General features: G+C 43.4%; 25 protein-coding genes. All 25 read right to left on the minus strand.

The genetic code is table 11. The annotated features are described in order from the left end of the window. Window positions 1–16: 16 nt before the first annotated feature. Window positions 17–679, minus strand: a complete 663-nt coding sequence (locus VMW01_16395; GenBank protein HUW07827.1) for a hypothetical protein — start codon at window positions 677–679, stop codon at window positions 17–19. Window positions 680–735: 56 nt separating this feature from the next. Further along, window positions 736–1,782, minus strand: a complete 1,047-nt coding sequence (locus tag VMW01_16400; protein HUW07828.1) for a hypothetical protein — start codon at window positions 1,780–1,782, stop codon at window positions 736–738. 27 nt (window positions 1,783–1,809) lie between these two features. Next, entirely contained in the window at window positions 1,810–3,099 is a 1,290-nt protein-coding gene (locus tag VMW01_16405) for a S49 family peptidase (protein ID HUW07829.1), read from the minus strand. Window positions 3,100–3,144: 45 nt separating this feature from the next. After that, window positions 3,145–3,597 (minus strand): hypothetical protein, encoded by a 453-nt coding sequence (locus VMW01_16410; protein ID HUW07830.1) that lies wholly within the window; start codon window positions 3,595–3,597, stop codon window positions 3,145–3,147. A 2-nt stretch (window positions 3,598–3,599) separates the two neighbouring features. Further along, on the minus strand, window positions 3,600–4,112 hold the full coding sequence (locus VMW01_16415; protein ID HUW07831.1) for a hypothetical protein: 513 nt from the start codon (window positions 4,110–4,112) through the stop codon (window positions 3,600–3,602). Window positions 4,113–4,218: 106 nt separating this feature from the next. Next, window positions 4,219–4,449, minus strand: coding sequence for a hypothetical protein (locus VMW01_16420; protein HUW07832.1), 231 nt, complete (start codon window positions 4,447–4,449; stop codon window positions 4,219–4,221). A 216-nt stretch (window positions 4,450–4,665) separates the two neighbouring features. After that, window positions 4,666–4,914 carry a hypothetical protein gene (locus VMW01_16425; protein ID HUW07833.1) on the minus strand — a complete coding sequence of 83 codons (249 nt, stop codon included), beginning with the start codon at window positions 4,912–4,914 and terminating at the stop codon, window positions 4,666–4,668. Window positions 4,915–5,186: 272 nt separating this feature from the next. Beyond that, the gene (locus VMW01_16430) at window positions 5,187–5,699 is read right to left on the minus strand and encodes a hypothetical protein (GenBank protein HUW07834.1); all 513 of its coding nucleotides are present in this window, start codon (window positions 5,697–5,699) and stop codon (window positions 5,187–5,189) included. Beyond that, window positions 5,635–5,976: a hypothetical protein gene (locus VMW01_16435; protein ID HUW07835.1), complete on the minus strand. Its 342-nt coding sequence runs from the start codon at window positions 5,974–5,976 to the stop codon at window positions 5,635–5,637. The genes VMW01_16430 and VMW01_16435 overlap by 65 nt, the downstream gene beginning before the upstream one ends. Window positions 5,977–6,225: 249 nt before the next feature. Next, the gene (locus tag VMW01_16440) at window positions 6,226–6,447 is read right to left on the minus strand and encodes a hypothetical protein (protein ID HUW07836.1); all 222 of its coding nucleotides are present in this window, start codon (window positions 6,445–6,447) and stop codon (window positions 6,226–6,228) included. Between the two features lie 30 nt (window positions 6,448–6,477). Continuing rightward, a complete protein-coding gene (locus VMW01_16445; protein HUW07837.1) occupies window positions 6,478–6,693 on the minus strand; it encodes a hypothetical protein in 216 nt (71 codons plus the stop codon). After that, window positions 6,690–7,106 carry a hypothetical protein gene (locus tag VMW01_16450; protein HUW07838.1) on the minus strand — a complete coding sequence of 139 codons (417 nt, stop codon included), beginning with the start codon at window positions 7,104–7,106 and terminating at the stop codon, window positions 6,690–6,692. Before VMW01_16450 ends, VMW01_16445 begins: the two co-directional genes overlap by 4 nt. A 45-nt stretch (window positions 7,107–7,151) precedes the next feature. Beyond that, window positions 7,152–7,775 (minus strand): hypothetical protein, encoded by a 624-nt coding sequence (locus tag VMW01_16455; GenBank protein ID HUW07839.1) that lies wholly within the window; start codon window positions 7,773–7,775, stop codon window positions 7,152–7,154. A 13-nt stretch (window positions 7,776–7,788) separates the two neighbouring features. Further along, on the minus strand, window positions 7,789–9,024 hold the full coding sequence (locus tag VMW01_16460) for a DNA cytosine methyltransferase (GenBank protein ID HUW07840.1): 1,236 nt from the start codon (window positions 9,022–9,024) through the stop codon (window positions 7,789–7,791). A gap of 11 nt (window positions 9,025–9,035) precedes the next feature. Continuing rightward, window positions 9,036–9,281 carry a hypothetical protein gene (locus VMW01_16465; protein ID HUW07841.1) on the minus strand — a complete coding sequence of 82 codons (246 nt, stop codon included), beginning with the start codon at window positions 9,279–9,281 and terminating at the stop codon, window positions 9,036–9,038. A 40-nt stretch (window positions 9,282–9,321) separates the two neighbouring features. Further along, window positions 9,322–9,813, minus strand: a complete 492-nt coding sequence (locus VMW01_16470) for a helix-turn-helix domain-containing protein (protein ID HUW07842.1) — start codon at window positions 9,811–9,813, stop codon at window positions 9,322–9,324. Window positions 9,814–9,815: 2 nt separating this feature from the next. Next, window positions 9,816–10,097, minus strand: coding sequence for a hypothetical protein (locus tag VMW01_16475; protein HUW07843.1), 282 nt, complete (start codon window positions 10,095–10,097; stop codon window positions 9,816–9,818). Between the two features lie 297 nt (window positions 10,098–10,394). Next, window positions 10,395–13,607: a DNA primase gene (dnaG, locus tag VMW01_16480; protein ID HUW07844.1), complete on the minus strand. Its 3,213-nt coding sequence runs from the start codon at window positions 13,605–13,607 to the stop codon at window positions 10,395–10,397. 1 nt (window position 13,608) lies between these two features. Then, window positions 13,609–13,776: a hypothetical protein gene (locus tag VMW01_16485; protein ID HUW07845.1), complete on the minus strand. Its 168-nt coding sequence runs from the start codon at window positions 13,774–13,776 to the stop codon at window positions 13,609–13,611. Window positions 13,777–13,778: 2 nt separating this feature from the next. Further along, on the minus strand, window positions 13,779–14,069 hold the full coding sequence (locus VMW01_16490; protein ID HUW07846.1) for a hypothetical protein: 291 nt from the start codon (window positions 14,067–14,069) through the stop codon (window positions 13,779–13,781). A 6-nt stretch (window positions 14,070–14,075) separates the two neighbouring features. Next, the gene (locus tag VMW01_16495) at window positions 14,076–14,297 is read right to left on the minus strand and encodes a hypothetical protein (protein HUW07847.1); all 222 of its coding nucleotides are present in this window, start codon (window positions 14,295–14,297) and stop codon (window positions 14,076–14,078) included. Further along, window positions 14,252–14,482, minus strand: coding sequence for a hypothetical protein (locus VMW01_16500; GenBank protein HUW07848.1), 231 nt, complete (start codon window positions 14,480–14,482; stop codon window positions 14,252–14,254). The genes VMW01_16495 and VMW01_16500 overlap by 46 nt, the downstream gene beginning before the upstream one ends. Window positions 14,483–14,504: 22 nt before the next feature. Further along, entirely contained in the window at window positions 14,505–14,978 is a 474-nt protein-coding gene (locus VMW01_16505; GenBank protein ID HUW07849.1) for a DUF4406 domain-containing protein, read from the minus strand. A gap of 11 nt (window positions 14,979–14,989) precedes the next feature. Further along, window positions 14,990–15,547 (minus strand): LuxR C-terminal-related transcriptional regulator, encoded by a 558-nt coding sequence (locus VMW01_16510; protein ID HUW07850.1) that lies wholly within the window; start codon window positions 15,545–15,547, stop codon window positions 14,990–14,992. Further along, window positions 15,544–15,747: a hypothetical protein gene (locus tag VMW01_16515; protein HUW07851.1), complete on the minus strand. Its 204-nt coding sequence runs from the start codon at window positions 15,745–15,747 to the stop codon at window positions 15,544–15,546. Before VMW01_16515 ends, VMW01_16510 begins: the two co-directional genes overlap by 4 nt. Between the last annotated feature and the right edge of the window lie 132 nt (window positions 15,748–15,879).

The following is a 15,879-nucleotide window of genomic DNA, read 5'->3' on the forward strand; positions in this document are numbered from 1 at the left end:
TTCATGGGTTAGGATATTAGGACACTGCAGGCAGCGTCTCCGTTTCGCTCAGCGCAATTGCCCCACGATATTCGGTGAGGATAACCTTGCTGTCGGCTTCAACGGCAAACTTGAACCCCTTGTGATCGGATCCCTTTGCGCCGGAATCCCACGATGGCTTAATACGAGCTGGACGGGCAACGGTTCCAACCTGAAATCGAACGCCGTTGTCGTGGAAGAGAACAATACACGGAGTATTGTTTACATCGCGCGAAAACGCAATGGCCTGGGTCTTATTACCGGGGTGAGTAAACTCACCTTTTGGCCGGAAGGAAGAGCTGTCAATATCTCCCTGATTTTCGGGGGTAAGTTTTACCGTTCCCTCGGTGCAGTACACCTCACGCCAATACTTAGTAGCAGCAAGCGTGTGGGTGTCGGTAATTACGCACTTCTCCTCATCGGTAGTAGGATTGTCTACGAGCTTCGCCTCGGTACCTATCCACGATATGGGTATAAAGTGAATAATGTTGTCGAGACCGCCCATGTTTTCCTCACCATCGGGCCACTCAATGGCACCAACACCAAATGTAGCGCAGGCAGTTACGCCGGATGCTTCGGCTGGGTTAGAGCCCAAAAGCATGAATACCCCGAAAATCAGGGCAGAGAAGAGAAAGCTCAGTATCGATTTACTATTTTTCATTTTTTATAAAATTAGAAGGTTGAAAAATAGGGGCATTGCTGCCCCCTTATTGGATGTTAGGAGTAATCTCCGCTAAGGAGTAAACTCTCGGTGGTGCCTCCGGTCATGGCAAAAGCCTTTGGGTGAAGGTTCTTTATGCGCTGGCCAGCCTTGAACTGCAACCAAAATTGAATCCAGTTTGGATTTTCGTATGGTTGTCTAATTTGAACAAAGTCGCGATCGCCAAGTGAGGTTAACCCGTAATCGAGCGAACCAAGGGAACATGCGAAAATCCGGGTTCCGGTTCCCAGCATGGGAGAGGTTTTGATATTTAAGCCAGGAGCGTTAGCCTTTTCCCTGAGCATGGTTTCAACCACAGAGCGGTTAACATCTTGCAAATAACGGAACTTATTCCCCGTTGCATCAATAATGTTCAACAGCATATCGCCAGGAATGTAGCATGCAAACTGGCTATTACGCATCAGCGGATGTAATGCGCGCAACCAATCCAAAATGGTTTGGTAAGCCGTTATATCGGTTTCGTCAGCCGGAGCCGTTAAATCGCCAATAGCAATTAGGTTTTTCTTTGCTTCCGAAATTTCACCATCGGCAACAAAGTTATCCTGAATGGTGTAGAAGCCATCGCAAATGCCCATTGGGCTTTCGTCGGCCTCGTCACGCTTGGAGTGAAACGCTGCATCAATCATGTCCTCGGCTACGGTGGTAACCTTGGCCATCACAATTTGCGCAGCAAATGGATGCTCCTTGGTTTGGTTATTCACCTTGGTAACATTGTTCAAAATCTTCACCTGGTTGGTGTAGTTGAGAATGTTATCCTTAACGGCAGCGTAGGCCAACTTCGGAGTTAGACCCATTTCCACAAATTTAATGAGCTCCTGCTCGGAGGCATCTTTGTTGGATGCAGCAGTAACCGAAAGAGGTTTAAGCACACCACCCCTACGCTGCTGCGTAATTTCGATGTTCTCTCCATCGGCAACCTCAAGCAGGTTAATGCCCATGGCAGTAAACACCGGATCGAGAGTTAGCGATGGGAGTGCTTTTAGCATTGGATCGTAGGTTTTTGCCGCTTGGCTTAACCCCTCAATATTAATAACTTCAGCCATTTGTATCGTTTTTAAGAATTAGTAATTTTAGTAACCCTTCGCCTTCAGGTAGGCATGCCTTTCGGAAGAAGTCATGCTTTTTACAGCAGCCAAGTCCGGGTTTACCACAACGGCATCAACCTCTTTTTCAACCACCAAGGTGGCCGACTCGGTTGCCTTGCCCTTAAGAATTGCCTCCTTTTCGGATTTCAGCTGAGCAATTTCGCCATCCTTGGCTGCAATTGTAGCGGTGAGTGTTTCCGAGGCAGCGGTGGCCGCGGCGAGATCGTCGGTTGCCTTTTGGGTGGCCGCGTTGGCAGCAACCAAGGCACCCTCTACTTTGGCCATTTGCTCTTCGGAAAGTGCAGCATAGCCATCTTGGTCTGCCTCAATCTCGGTGAGACCAAGCGCAGCAAGCATCAACGGATATTTGTTCATTTTGCTTTTTGGGTTATTTGGGGTTTGAATTGGTTTTTTATCGTAGGCGAGAACCATCGAAACGGTTTCGTCGAGGCTGGCAATTTTGTCGATAAGGCCAACGGTGAGCGCACCTGGTGCAAACTCCATTCGGCCTTTAAAAATGGTTTCGTCGGTTATTTTGCTACCGCGGGTGCTCTTTACCGTATCAATAAATCCTTGCGCGAGCGGATCTAGCACGGTAGTTCGGGTATTATCGTATTCCCCATTGCGAACCTCATCAGTTAGCCTATTCTTATCCTCACTTAGGGATGATACTATATTGTGAAACTTAACGCCCTGCTGCTCCAATGCCGGTTGAACATCCTTAAACGATAACATAACTCCAATGGAGCCAACCTGCGCATTTCCGTTTTCGGCCACAATTTGGTCGCACTGAGAGGCAAGCCAGTAGGCTCCGCTTGCGGCCATATCGCTTACAAAAGCAAAAATTGGCTTCTGCACGTTGCGAATAACCTCACCAAGCACCTTTGTTCCGGCAACGGTTCCACCGGGCGAGTCGAGGTAAAGAATAATACCATCGATGGAGGTGTTGGCATCGGCGGCTTTAATGTAGTTGGCTATGGAGAGCATGCCGCGCGGACCGCACTCCTGATCGTATTTCATAAGGGGAGTGGTAATGGGAATGAGCGACACACTACCGCTCCTCCCACGACCTGATCCACTATTGGCCATGGAGGCCCTGGGTTTTATACCTTTAGGATATGCACCCTGCATTATGGTGGGCGCATACTTTGCTGGATCGCCTTCAAAAACGAGCTTTCCCTCGATAAGCTTAGCCAGCGCATCGACGTAATCTTGGGCAACCTCGGGATTAATAGCCCAGGGTTCCCGCATAATTCTTAAAAAGAAAGGATTCATGTGCAGCACGTTTATACCGCAATGGTAGTGTGCTGAGTCAGAACTTTAAAGGACTAACAGGCCCATTGGGGTAGTGCTCTTAGCCTGTATGGTTACTTCATAACCGCTATAATCCGAGGCCAGTGCTCCGGGTATGGTGCGGTAGGTAACGGTAGCCGGAAAGTTTACGCTGCCCATAACAATAGCTGCTCCCGATTCGGTTCCCAGCTTAGCCACCACGCGGGTATTCCGTAATCCAACCAGCAGTTGAAGGTTGTCGGCATTAATACCCGGAAGCCTAAATACTACCTTCTGCATAAGAAGTTCACCGGCATCGGAATCGTTAGGCTCCTCCGATAGCATTGCAGACCCGTAGGAGAATGGGAGTGAGGTCCACGCCTTGCCGTCGTGGAATTGGATAGCCCTACTATTACCAATTTCGGTAAAAAGTAGGATGTTGCTGATACCCGAAATGTCGAGCGAAGTAATTCCACCTAGGTTGTCGTATGGGGTGCTCATGGCTATAAATTTGCGGGGGACATGGTGATACGGAGTTTTTTAAACATTTGATACTGATCGCTGCGCTGCCAGCTCTTTTTTAGCATGTCGAAGGTTATGGCGTTCATGGTAAGGTTATACACGCTACAGAAGTCCTCAATGCCCTCGTTTTGCTCCCTCCCTGCCCTGGCATAGGCTAGCACGTAGTTGTGCATTATTTCCTTGAAGCCCTTATTGAGCTCCTTGGCCAATATATGCTGAAGCCTGGCATTTAGAAACGACCGATACTGAGGATCGGCATGGAATAGGCAACCCCCCGAGCGGGTTTTGAACATAAAAACGTCGCCTATCTCAATTTTTATGGAGCAAGGATCGTGGTTTACCGGAATAAAGTCCGATGGCATGCGCTGTAGGATGTATTTTACCTTTTGGCTAAGTAGGTCGTCCTCCTTGAGAACAATGGTAGAGCTTCCGTGAACGCACTCAATAAACTCCTTGAGAACAGGCTTAACAGCCACCGAAATTGTAAAACCCATTGGCCTAACGTTTTCACAAATATAGCACTAAAAAGAAACAACTGTATCTAAAAAGATGCAGTTGTTTCAAAAAAAAGAGAGGAACGGTATGTTCACATGTTGCCCTTCAGTCATTATCAATAATATAATTAACACCAAGGAGGGGTGTCTTTCTTTTTTTCTTTGCCCCGTTGTAGCTTATTCCATGTATTCTCGCATAAGTTGCTATTGTTAGAGGGTTAAGATAGGAACCACATAGCTCAATAATTTGAACCAAATCGTTGTTACTCAATTCGCCGTTATGAACTGATTCGCCAATCAGTTTCTTAATTTGTTCAATAGATTCAACACTTTTCATGTGGTTCAATATTTTGAGCTAAGGTTATAAACTAGTTACCGCCCATTCATAGAAACGGCACACGGTAAATTGTAGCATCGTTTAAAACGATAGGAAAATCTTTCATCTTAAGTGAATGATATGGAAATCCAAATTCTTCACAAAGCTTTTTGAAATTACCCCGGCAAATTGGCTCTTTGTCGGGGTAAATCAGAATAATTACGCTTTGTCTTTTCATTAGTAAACAAATTCTGAAATGTCGTAATTGAAATTTTCTTTAAGCATTGTATAAACTTCTTCGCCTAATTCTTGTGTTTTTTGAACATTACCATTCATCTCTTCAATTTCTTCATCTGTTAAATACTGATAGAAATTGTTATCGTTTGAATCAACTTCTTGAATCATATATTCTGCGATGTTACCTTCGATAAAACTTTTGTTATCGTTTACGATTTGTTTTGCTAATTGTAATGCTGATGATTTCATTTTGTTTGTTTTTAGAGAAACAGCTTCGTTGTTGTTTCATGATGTAAATATACAACTCATTTTTCTATTGTGCAAGTATTTTTGTAATTATTTTCAAAATATTTCTATTTATTTTTAGACAACAAACAAAAACGGGCGGTAACACACGGTATAAAACAATTGGGTATCTGTGGTTATTCGAGCATTTCAGCCCGTTTCAAACGTTGTGGTATTTTGACAGGTCAGAGCATCGCAGCCCAACCGATTTCATACCATCAACGTTAACTGCAAGGCTAAAGACCCGCTTCGTTGTCAGTTCGTTTTTTAATTACTTTGTTCATTGCCTTTATCAAATCATCTATAAAAGGCTGATGAATCTTAGGTATTTTATTTTTACGAACTGTTTGGCGTGAGCCGGAAAGCATCCGGCTCAATTCGCCCCAGTTGATTAATTCAGAAGCATCAATATGTCTTCTACCATTTTTAAAAATGTTTTCTTCTAAGGTGCCGGTATCAATTCCGCTTCCAATTATTCCATGAAACTTAACCTTTGAAAAATCTTCAATATTTTGAATAACTCGTTTTTGTTTTAAAGGGCTTAATTCTTCATAGGGCTTATCCCACGCCTTCAAATTTGATTCATGTGTTATATAATGGTCCCCCATAGCCACTTTTTCATGAGATGGCAGCTCATTCCATGTTTTAATTTTTTCGGCAGTTGTCATTGTTTTAATTTTAAAATTAAAATGATTTTGAATTTCTTGCTGCTCTTTCTCTTTCTTCCAAAAAATCGTTATAAGCTTCATAATTCTTAGTTCCGTCTGCATTCATCCATGATGCTGGAGTGTTTGAAGTAATACTAAGTTTTTCGTGTAATTTTTCGGCAGATGTTTTTTGGTTAGCTGGTTTCGATTTTAATTCGATTCCATTTTCGTCTGTTAAATTATAAGCCATTTCCTTTTTTACAATTCCCGAATTATAAGTAACTTCTACATAGCCAGTAGATTTTGTAATTATAGAGGAAATAATACCTAATCCCTTGCTTCCGTTTACCTTTGTTCCTATTTCAATCTTTGTTTTCATCGTTGTATGTTTTATTGTTATTTGATGAAGTAAAGATAACACATTTGTGTGACGCATGCAAGTATTTTAGTAATTATTTTCACACAATTGTGTTATTTATTTTCATTCTTAATAACAAAGCCCAGCAGTTAACACGTTGTATAAAACAAAGCGGTTTAAGTGGTTCTCGAAGCGCATCACCCGTACCAATTTCCCTGCATCGGGAAAATGGTGTAGCTCGCAATCCGCTTCGATTTCATACCACCACCGTTATAGCCAATTAAGACTTGCCCACTCGCTATTGGTAATTATCATCTTTTTACCATTTTCAAACTCTATTAAAGCATTCTCACCATCTGTTAGCCTTACACTATTTTCATTATCAAACTCGGTTTCCTTTGAACGCTCCAGCCAGATACATTTTACACACCCATCGCTCACGTCTATTTTCGCGGCTCTGGTATAATTGAAATCTTCTTTTTCTGTAATCATAATGTTGAAATTAGGTTAATGATTATGGTTTTAATCCTTAATCGTTGGCATCTTTTCGGCTCCTTGCTGAAATTGGGGAGAAGAAACAATGGCGTGAATTTTCTTCTTGCCCAAGTCGCCTTGGCAGTGTGGGCATTTGCAATTTTCGAGCAGATCTATTATTACCTGTCTGCTATCCGTTTCGCCAATAATTTTTGCTGGTTTACCCTCCCATAGAAGGTAATCGCCCAAGCCTGGGTTTTTCATTGCTCCTCCTTTTTTCTGAGGTTATTAATTGCTTCCGTATGAACCTCCAGCTTATGGTATGCCAACAGGGTTTCGCGCAGGGCCCTTTCGCACACCTGCTGAACAATGCTCCTTACCTCGCTGCTTAGGCTCGATTTTTTAGCCCAAATGCTTTCGATGTTGGTAAGGAAAAACGTGCTGGTTACGTTGCCTTCATCCTGCATTCTATCGTACCAATCTCGCTTGTAGTAGAAGCCTGGCTTTGGCGCAGGTCGCGACAACCTGCCAGTTTTTAGCTCCTTCACCTTTTGCTCCACCATCCCAATAAAAATAGGATCGCTAATTATTTCCCCCACCGAGTTAAACCGGTGAGGCTTCACCTTCTTGCTTCCGCTGGTGGCTGTTCGCTTTTTAGTTAGTTTTTTTGTCTCCATTTTATTAGCTATTAAATTAAATTTGAAAAGTAGTTTGTATATTAGTTAATCTCTTTTTTTCAGTTCAAACTCATACACCCATACCCAAGGGTTATTTTCCCAAGTTCCGTTACCGCTAATTGATTTTATGAGCCAATAAAATGACTCTACTGCAGATGTAACCCACATTTCAAACCCCTTGTAAGGCATATACATTTTGTATGCAACAATATCTTGCAGTGGAATAGTTTCCACTCCCTCCGAAATGGCATCGGCCTCGGTAATGCTCTTCAACCGTTCAACACGCACGTTGGTAATGGTTAAAAAGTAGCGTGCCTCGCGCTCTGGCATCATTAGCTTGCTCTTGTATTTTGGTTTATGGATAAGAAGTTCAGGAACAGAGTTCCAGTCGGTTCCGTAGGCCGTTGTTCGGTCTGCAAAATAATCGGGTATGTAGTTTTCCTTAACGTAAATTACCTCGCCAATTAGGTATTCTGGCTTAACAAAAACGTTATCTCCGGTAAGCATATTTAAAAAAATGGATTGACCATTTTTAAAATTATGCGCGGTATGCATGTAACGAGAAGGCACTTCATTAATTACCTCCAACCCCTTGGTTCGACGTGTCATTGTTTTGGCTCCTGCAGCAATCTGCTTTATCAGGAAATCTTTAAAGAGGATTCCTTTCATGGCTATTTCTCCTTTATTCGTTAAGTAACTCTTCAATTTCTCGTATAAAACTTCCAATAATGTATGGTATCTGCGGAACTACCGCGTTGCCTAAAGACTCAAGTCGGTCCACCCTATTGGGAATCCCATCATCTCCTCCACAAATAGGGGATTGAGTAGGCCAGCTGCTCCATGCCTCAAGAGGTAGCCCGGTATTGAATCCCTGTCTACCTGAGATGGTGGAAGCGCTGAGTTCTTCTTGTCCTGACAGGTTGGCGTTGGAATAAGCTCGCCCCGCTTTATCATTCTGGTAAGGCAGTTCTGATTCATATTCTTGCTCGCCTTTTTTCCTTCCAGTGCATAAGGCGTTGGCAGCAATCCACTGTGGGCATAATCTATCAGCTTGTAGCTGAAGTTCTGCCCTGTTTTTTTTTGCGATCGGCGGCCGAGCACTGGAACCGCACCGGCCTTTGCTTCGCTGGACGTTATTGTTGGAAGCAATTTTTGAATTGATGGTAATGTTATCTCCGAATATTTTGGACGTTTCGAACTGTGAAAGTTGCTCTGCACTAAATCCTGAAAGGTTGAAGTCGATGCCGTTATGGTTGGCAGAAGGTTCCACCTTACCTGCTGTGCCAGCGTTCCCGTTGAACCACTCACTCCATGCGGCTTGCAGCTTTCCATTAGCGTTGCTGTTGGAGTTTTTATGAGCGATAATGAAGATTCGCTGCCGCTTGTGCGGGGCGTTGACACCTGCAGCTGGAATAGACAGTATGATTGGTTGCCCATCAAGTGTTGACGGGAGCGAGTAGCCATCTGCCTCCAATTGCTCGATGATCGAGGGTAGAATGTTTTGGTAGTAACGGATGGTTTGCGCACTATTTTCCACTGTAGAAAAACTATTCTTGAGCGCCATGCTGGTGATGCCAGGCACATTTTCAGCAATAATCCAGCTGGGTTGGGCTTCCCTATACGCTCGGCGCATTTCCGGCCAGAGGTAGCGGTCATCGTGCGAGCCTCTCCGGAGTCCGGCAATGCTGAACGGTTGGCATGGGAATCCTCCGCTGAGAATTGTAGCATGGTTTGCATATACGGTGAAGTCTGTTTCATAAATGTCGGTGTGATGAATTGCGTTTGGAAATCGTTTTTTAAGCAGCTTATAGGGAAATGGCCTATTATCGCAGGTGGCAATGGTTCGAAATCCAGCCCACTCAAGCCCTAGGTCTATGCCTCCAATTCCGGTAAATAGAGAAATGTGGGTTAGGTCCATGGGTGTTCTCATTACATCAACCCCCAGCTATGCATTAATGCCAAAGCCAACGTGGCTAATACAATAACTGCCGCAAAGCCGCCAATAAGCCCAATTATAGCAAGCAGAAGTATAAATATTGGACCTTCCGGCTTGTCGTTCTCAGCGCTTACGTGGTTGTATGGGCTGGTGTGGTTTAGCATTTTAGAAATGCGCTGCTCTTTGAGCATGAATTGCCTTTCGGATTCAATCCTGGCTAATTTTTTATTTGTGTTCATGGTAGTGTGTGTTAAATGTTAGGATTCTATCTCTAGTAAATTATTGGGTGATTCCTTGCTGCTGCAGGCGCATTCGGCTAATCGGATAAGGCGGGTTACCGTTTGCTCCAGCATAACCCGGTCGCCTCCGCATAGGGGGCATGGTTCCGTTGTGGTTGTGCTGCCGTGGTGGCTGCTGTGCTGAAAAACCTCTAAGGTTCCGTTGCCCTTGCACCTTGGGCACACTACTGTTAATGACTTCATTGGCTATGTTTATTAGAGTTGTAGCATATTCGTATAGTTCAGCGGGATATTTTGTCTCGAGCAATAGTTCTATCGTTTTTTTCCCATGCGATACGGTAGCGTGGTCCTTCTCAAATATTTCTCCAGCCTCAGTAAGGGTGCATAGCTTATTATTTATAAGCGCGTAAAAAACTACCTGCCTGGTCAATACCAGAAACCTACGCCTATTCTTATAGGTCAACGATTCCTGAGTAAATCCCGATGCTGCAATAATTGCATTGGCTACTCTTTCGTATCTCATTGTTTCCATTGCTATTCCTCCTTTTCGTTTAAATTACTTTGGGTGTAGAATGCGCCTCTATCGGTGCTACCTATTGCGGGTTTAAACCCATCGGTGGGGAGCCTTAACCTCCGTATGTGGGTGTAATCGTTGCTAAACTCCCACTCCCGCATCGAAAGAAAACCTCCATCCATGAGCATTTTTACCGTTGCCACAAACTGCTCGGGGTTTTTCGATAGCAGGTTAACGGCTATTGGTTCACCCACTTTAACCGTGTTTGTAAGGTATTGAAGCACTTTATCGGCGTATTCCATTGCTTTAAAGAAAAAATTAAAAATCTTAAAAGAGACACTAAAAAGTAAAAAAAATGAACTAACACAACTAAGTATCAATAAACCAGTAATTAAGCAAAACTAACTTCTTCATTTTTAACCTTTTTTTAGTTTTTATACAGTGTTTTTTGAAATTATGAAAGTTTGTTAGTTTTTGTTAGTTATAGTTAGTTTATTTTTTAAAACCATTTAAGAAGATAATATATACATTAATAGAGAGTTAGTTCAGTTAGTTGTGTTAGTTTACTTTTTATTGTCTATTCTAGCGTTTTTAAAAAACTAGAATGGAAAATCACCTTGTTGCAACTCTGTTTTTGCTAACTCATTTTCCTTAACATCTTCTACCGGAGTTATTTTTTTATTCTCCGATTCCAAAATGTAGTTGATATTAATTCCAATTGCTTCATAATCGAAAGCATAGGCCGTAGTAATGTTTAATCGCTTGGCCTTTCTTGTTTCGCCCCAATCTCCTGTTACCGTTTCCTCAGAGAAACCACGAGTTTGCTGGTCCATTACTTTAAACGCCATACTCTTTTTAAGACCCAAATATTCTTTACTGTTTTGTAAGTAATACTGAAGGGTGTTAATTGGGAGTATTTTATCGCTCGATATTTTACCATTTTTGCGATAGAGTTGAAAAATTCTGGTGTGATTTATAAATAGAACGGTTTTTGGAGTACTCCATTCAACATCTATTTTGTCAGTTTTTAAAATGCTGAGATGTTCTATTCTAAAATCGGCCTCATTGAAAATTTGACCATCCTGAACTAAATAGGCTACAATATTCCAGAACGTTGATAACTCATTGCTTCTTACGGTCTCTACACTCTGGCGCATTAGATATTCTGCCGAAAGTTTTATTATTTCCTTTGATGAAAAAGGAAGAGAAATATAACTTTCTAAGCAGTGGTAGGTAGCTGCAATAACAGTCCAGTTTTTAAAAACACGTTCCTCTACTTTAACTCCGGCAATAATCTTATTTATTTCAGAATTAACATACTCCCATGAATACATATATCCTTCTATTATTTTGCTTCGGTGAGTTAAAATAGAGTTTGTTATATGGCTTAACCCTTTTTGATCGATGGCCATTAATTTATCGAACTCATTAGCCTCCGATACCGTATAGGTTGTTTGGGTAAACGTTATAAATATCAACCTTGAAAATAGCGCATTGTCGGCAGTTGGCATTTCTTGACCAGTAAGTATTACTCCCGCATCCACGCTGGTTGTTTCGCGCTTCTTATCTCGGTCCATATTCATCCGAGTACGGCCAGAACCATCCCAAAGACCTTTTAGAAATTCAATTTTATCAATATCCGATGAGTTTTTATATTCATCTAGGTGGCAGCAAGCATTTCGTGCTTGACTAACCACATCGGCCAGCGCAGGAATGGTAGCGTTGTTGATGTTTGGAGCATTATTTTTGACTACAAAAAATGCCATCAAACTCTTTGCCATTGCACTTTTACCGGTTCCTTTCGGTCCGAAGATATTAAGTATTGGAAAAAACTTTACAGCGTTAAAAATCAGATCTCTGAAAAGAGTGGAGAGATAGAAGCAAATACCAATTTTTGCATTATCACCAAAAACTTTAATGAGTTGTCTAGCATAATCTGGAAAAGAGATGGTTCCCGTATCGACATGCACAAACTTTCGCTCAAACTGAAATAGTTGATCTTCATGGTCGAAAATGTTGGAGGTGGCAGGAAGGTAGTAGTTCTTACCCTTAACGGTAAATATGCCAAGCGGCGAAACCTTTACAAACGCATCGGTAAAGGCACCGTTGCCCCACGCCCAAAAGCCATCTTTATGCCACCCCAGCTGCACAATTTCGTAGCAGGTATCCGTTTTCTCGTATAGAAACCTTTTATACTTCATTAATTCACTTTCTCCACCTTCCCAAATGTAGTTGCCAAGGCCCTCCACTTTGAGCCTAAATTTAGCAAGGGCAATAAGCTCCTCCTGCTTAAATTCCACCATTTCTTCTGCTCCAAACTCATTGCGAATTTTAAACAGTCTTTTGGCATTTATGCTTGAAACATGGAATAATGGTTCAATAACAAAGTTGGAGGCGCGCTGGATCCCAAACTTGCCGGAGAAGTGTAGGCAGTTGTGATCGGCGTAGAAGCCATACTTTTCGAACTCCTTTGAGTTCACATTTTTGGGTAGCTTGCTCTCCTCCTTTGGCTCGGTTTCGGCCAGAATGGCCTTAACGCGATCGCGCCACATCTTCTTTGGCTTAAATACCTGCGAAAGGTTGTGGATGTAGTACTCAATTTTGGAGGAGCTCCCGGTGCTGGCAATAAGGTGGCAAAGATCGTCAATGGCCGATTGCTTTTTTTCTACCGAAACGTTATTCAGCAGCCTTTCGGCCATCCACATAATAAAGTCGTAGGTGTGCTCCTTCCGGTATTCCTGCAGCTGCTTGGTGGTTTTAAAGAAGGAGTCGGCATCGTGCTTTACGCGCGAACCATCGGTGTTAAACTCCTCTGGAAGGTCGAGCACAAACACATCAAAGCCCTCCTTTATGAGCATGTTGCCGTTTCGCATTACCGACTTATACCCGGCATTGTCGGTTTCGGAAACCATTATAACGGTGCTGCACATCCGCTTTAGCTCGCTGCAGTGCTCCAGCGTGAACCCGGTTCCCATTGCCGAAACAGTGTTGCCCTGCTTCAGTTCGTGCATGCGAATTACGTCGGGGTTTCCTTCCACCAGAAAGGCTGTTTCTGCCTTCATAATTTCGCTACGCGCCTGGTATATGCCGTAAAGGATGCTCTTTTTCTGGTAGATGGTTGTTTCGGGCGTATTGAGGTATTTGGGCTGACCGTCAACCTCCTGCAGCAACCTACCGGTAAATGCTACAATGCGTCCATACTTGTTGTAAACCGGAATGGTAAGCCTTCCGCGGAAGAAGTCGTATAGCTTGCCCTTACTTTCGGCCAGCAATCCAGCCTCCTTTAGTATCTCCAGCTTCACGCCATTTTTGGTAGCCCAATCCTTTAGCCCATTCCAATCGTCGGGAGCCCAGCCGATGCCAAAGAGCTTAATGCTATCGTCGCTCCACCGAGCGGTGGCGTAAGCCTTGGCCTCGCCGCTGTTGGTGTAGGCTTGCTGAAAGTAGCGAAAGGCTACCTCGTTGGCCACCATGAGCGATTCGCGCTTATCGTGCTCCTTAATCTCCTCCGGCGAGGAGTCGGTAAAGGGAATTGGTATACCAAACTTATCGGCAATACGCTTAATGGCCTCAATCCACTCCACCTTATCTACCTGCATTACAAACGACACTGGTCCTCCGCCTGCCTGGCATCCAAAGCACTTGAATATGTTTTTGCCAACGTGGACCTTAAAGCTGGGCGTTTTTTCGCCGTGAATAGGGCAGCATGCCTCCAGGCTAGCACCCTTCTTCTTGAGCGTAACGCCCCACTTTTGCACTACCTCTTCAATGTGAAGATCGTTGATTTTATCAATAATATCTTGTGGAATCATTTTACCGTTTTTTCAGGTTTCCCTTGTTAGGGTTAATGAAGATGATAGTTTTGCTATCGATTATTCGGCGCTCCATCCCGGCAAGGCCCTCAATGCCGGTTGCGATGGGTTTCGTTCGTCGGGCCTTCTCCATGGCATTGCCAATGTGAACGCTATCTTTTGCTGGCATGGCTAAAAGGGCTTAAATTGGTTGAGCACCAGGTAAGGTGAGTATTCCGTTTTCCCATTATCAGCAATCCACTCGTTGGAGTTCACAAAAATGGTAGCCTCAATCTTATCTCCCTTTTTAAGGTCGCAGTGCTCGTGGAACCATAGCAGCGTGAAGTTTTTATCCTTTGTGTTTTTGTTGGAGTCGAATCGGTCAACGTAACCGGGCTCAATAACCAATATTTTGAATAGATTTTTTGCCGCGTTGGGTCGCTCAACTCCCTGAACGATAACCCTAGTTTGTGGAATTTTCATGGTAGTTTATTTTCTGTGTGTAATATCATATAGTGCCGAGTCGAATTGGTGAACAAACTCGCGTTCATCTATCAGCATAAGATCGCAGCCTTCTGGCTTGTGGGTAAAAGGATATGGATTGTGGGCTATAGAAACCGTTTCGTTTACCCGCTTAACCTCAAGGGAGGTGCTTTCGCCGGTGCTTACAAAGGAAGTTCCTGTTGGGTGCTCAATTCTATAGTAAGGCATTGCTCTGCTTGTTTAATTAGTTCGTGTAGCTTTTCGTAAACCGCCTCGTGGTTGGAGGCTCCTTCACCTGGAGCAATTGCAAGCAGCTCGCTCCGGTGGCGTAGTATGAATCCGGCAATTTTAATCTCCGAATTGTAGGGGTAGGCCAGCAGCAACCGCTTAACGGCTTCCGTAGTGTTGGCCATTGCCAGGCTGTTGCGCCTGCTTCTATTGTTGCGGAGTATAATCTCCCGCTGCGCAATCACCTTCAACAGAAAGTTTCTCGCGTATTGTTGGGTAAATTCCATGTCGCCTAATTTGGCACTGTTCAACAATGCTGTCCATTGAATCATCGTCTCCGGACTCAATTTTGCCGCTAACCATATATTCGGGCTGTATGGGTGCTCCGTTTTCGGCGTGGAGAATGAGCTTATTGGCGGCTCTGCAAAAAACATATTCGGCCATAGCGCCCTTGCTATCCCTGTATCCTTCGAGCATGGCTACAATGTGGCATCGGGTGCCAATGGTAAAAATATCGTGGGCGAGGAGTGCGCCATAGTCAAGGAATGGCTTCTCCTTGGCAATATAGTGGGGAATAATAACGTCGAACCCTTTACCTTCAAAAAAGGCTTTTGCTTTTAAAAAAGCGGGTAGGTTGCCCTGTTCGATCCCTGTCATGGGACCAGCAATGTAAACGGTCATATAGTTAAGGTTTAAAGTGAAACGATGTTGTTCTTAATGGCAAAGGTTACGAGCTCCGTTTTGGAGTTTATGCCCATTTTGGCATAGATATTTCGCTTGTGAACCACGAAGGTTAACTCGGAAATATGGAGCTTGTCGGCAGCGTTTTTATCGGGAAATCCCAGCGCAATTTCCTGTATCACCATAATCTCCCTTTTGGTAAGGTAGGTATCACCAACCTTCACCATTTCGCAAATCTTACCCTCAAATGGGCAGGCGTTTCGGTGGCCGCAATCCCAATATTCAGGAAGAAGTTTTTGGGTTTCGGGGTTTAAGTCGGGATTATTGTCGAAGCCACCAAATCGGCAGGAAACATACTGAATCAGCATTTCGTTAATGTCCGATTTTCCCATGGAGTGCATGCTCTTAATGGCAGTTGGGTTTTCGAGCATATAGTCTAAAAAGATGGTCTTAATATCCTCGGGCAAATCGTCGAAAAGTTGAATTTTGCCATCGAACGATGCTTTTAAAATACCCTCGTGCATAAAAACCTCTAGGTTATTATCGCACAATCCGGCCGGTAGGTTCATAGCGATTGTATTTTAGCGTTCAGCTCTTCCTTTCGCTCCTTATTTTTCTGTGCAATCTTAACGGCCTCCTCTAGAACTGCAATAGAGTAACGTTTTCCCCTAAGCACTGCGTTAACATACTGCTTAGTAACCTTGAGCGTTTTTGCTATTTCAACCCTATCGCCCCAGGTGAGATGCTGCCTAATAGTGTCCAAGTTCATGTCTCCCATTTTTTTGGTATTTACTTTTGTTGTCAAATGATTTACATTTGTGTTTGTATTGTGTCACAAATGTATGTTAAAAGATACTAATGTGTATCTAAAAAGATAATTAATTGACGAAAAAAATACATT

The organism is Williamwhitmania sp. (assembly GCA_035529935.1).
Lineage (GTDB): Bacteria > Bacteroidota > Bacteroidia > Bacteroidales > Williamwhitmaniaceae > Williamwhitmania.

Coding starts and splice junctions, on each gene's coding strand:
- VMW01_16485 (HUW07845.1), bottom strand. CDS start 13,776: ATGCCAGCAAAAGATAGCGTTCACATTGGCAATGCCATGGAGAAGGCC.
- VMW01_16455 (HUW07839.1), bottom strand. CDS start 7,775: ATGAAAGGAATCCTCTTTAAAGATTTCCTGATAAAGCAGATTGCTGCA.
- VMW01_16440 (HUW07836.1), bottom strand. CDS start 6,447: ATGATTACAGAAAAAGAAGATTTCAATTATACCAGAGCCGCGAAAATA.
- VMW01_16510 (HUW07850.1), bottom strand. CDS start 15,547: ATGAACCTACCGGCCGGATTGTGCGATAATAACCTAGAGGTTTTTATG.
- VMW01_16490 (HUW07846.1), bottom strand. CDS start 14,069: ATGAAAATTCCACAAACTAGGGTTATCGTTCAGGGAGTTGAGCGACCC.
- VMW01_16495 (HUW07847.1), bottom strand. CDS start 14,297: ATGCCTTACTATAGAATTGAGCACCCAACAGGAACTTCCTTTGTAAGC.
- VMW01_16450 (HUW07838.1), bottom strand. CDS start 7,106: ATGGAGACAAAAAAACTAACTAAAAAGCGAACAGCCACCAGCGGAAGC.
- VMW01_16500 (HUW07848.1), bottom strand. CDS start 14,482: ATGGCCAACACTACGGAAGCCGTTAAGCGGTTGCTGCTGGCCTACCCC.
- VMW01_16515 (HUW07851.1), bottom strand. CDS start 15,747: ATGAACTTGGACACTATTAGGCAGCATCTCACCTGGGGCGATAGGGTT.
- VMW01_16465 (HUW07841.1), bottom strand. CDS start 9,281: ATGAACACAAATAAAAAATTAGCCAGGATTGAATCCGAAAGGCAATTC.
- VMW01_16405 (HUW07829.1), bottom strand. CDS start 3,099: ATGAATCCTTTCTTTTTAAGAATTATGCGGGAACCCTGGGCTATTAAT.
- VMW01_16505 (HUW07849.1), bottom strand. CDS start 14,978: ATGACCGTTTACATTGCTGGTCCCATGACAGGGATCGAACAGGGCAAC.
- VMW01_16420 (HUW07832.1), bottom strand. CDS start 4,449: ATGAAAAGTGTTGAATCTATTGAACAAATTAAGAAACTGATTGGCGAA.
- VMW01_16435 (HUW07835.1), bottom strand. CDS start 5,976: ATGAAAACAAAGATTGAAATAGGAACAAAGGTAAACGGAAGCAAGGGA.
- VMW01_16430 (HUW07834.1), bottom strand. CDS start 5,699: ATGAAGCTTATAACGATTTTTTGGAAGAAAGAGAAAGAGCAGCAAGAA.
- VMW01_16445 (HUW07837.1), bottom strand. CDS start 6,693: ATGAAAAACCCAGGCTTGGGCGATTACCTTCTATGGGAGGGTAAACCA.
- dnaG (HUW07844.1), bottom strand. CDS start 13,607: ATGATTCCACAAGATATTATTGATAAAATCAACGATCTTCACATTGAA.
- VMW01_16410 (HUW07830.1), bottom strand. CDS start 3,597: ATGAGCACCCCATACGACAACCTAGGTGGAATTACTTCGCTCGACATT.
- VMW01_16470 (HUW07842.1), bottom strand. CDS start 9,813: ATGGAAACAATGAGATACGAAAGAGTAGCCAATGCAATTATTGCAGCA.
- VMW01_16425 (HUW07833.1), bottom strand. CDS start 4,914: ATGAAATCATCAGCATTACAATTAGCAAAACAAATCGTAAACGATAAC.
- VMW01_16400 (HUW07828.1), bottom strand. CDS start 1,782: ATGGCTGAAGTTATTAATATTGAGGGGTTAAGCCAAGCGGCAAAAACC.
- VMW01_16475 (HUW07843.1), bottom strand. CDS start 10,097: ATGGAATACGCCGATAAAGTGCTTCAATACCTTACAAACACGGTTAAA.
- VMW01_16415 (HUW07831.1), bottom strand. CDS start 4,112: ATGGGTTTTACAATTTCGGTGGCTGTTAAGCCTGTTCTCAAGGAGTTT.
- VMW01_16395 (HUW07827.1), bottom strand. CDS start 679: ATGAAAAATAGTAAATCGATACTGAGCTTTCTCTTCTCTGCCCTGATT.
- VMW01_16460 (HUW07840.1), bottom strand. CDS start 9,024: ATGGACCTAACCCACATTTCTCTATTTACCGGAATTGGAGGCATAGAC.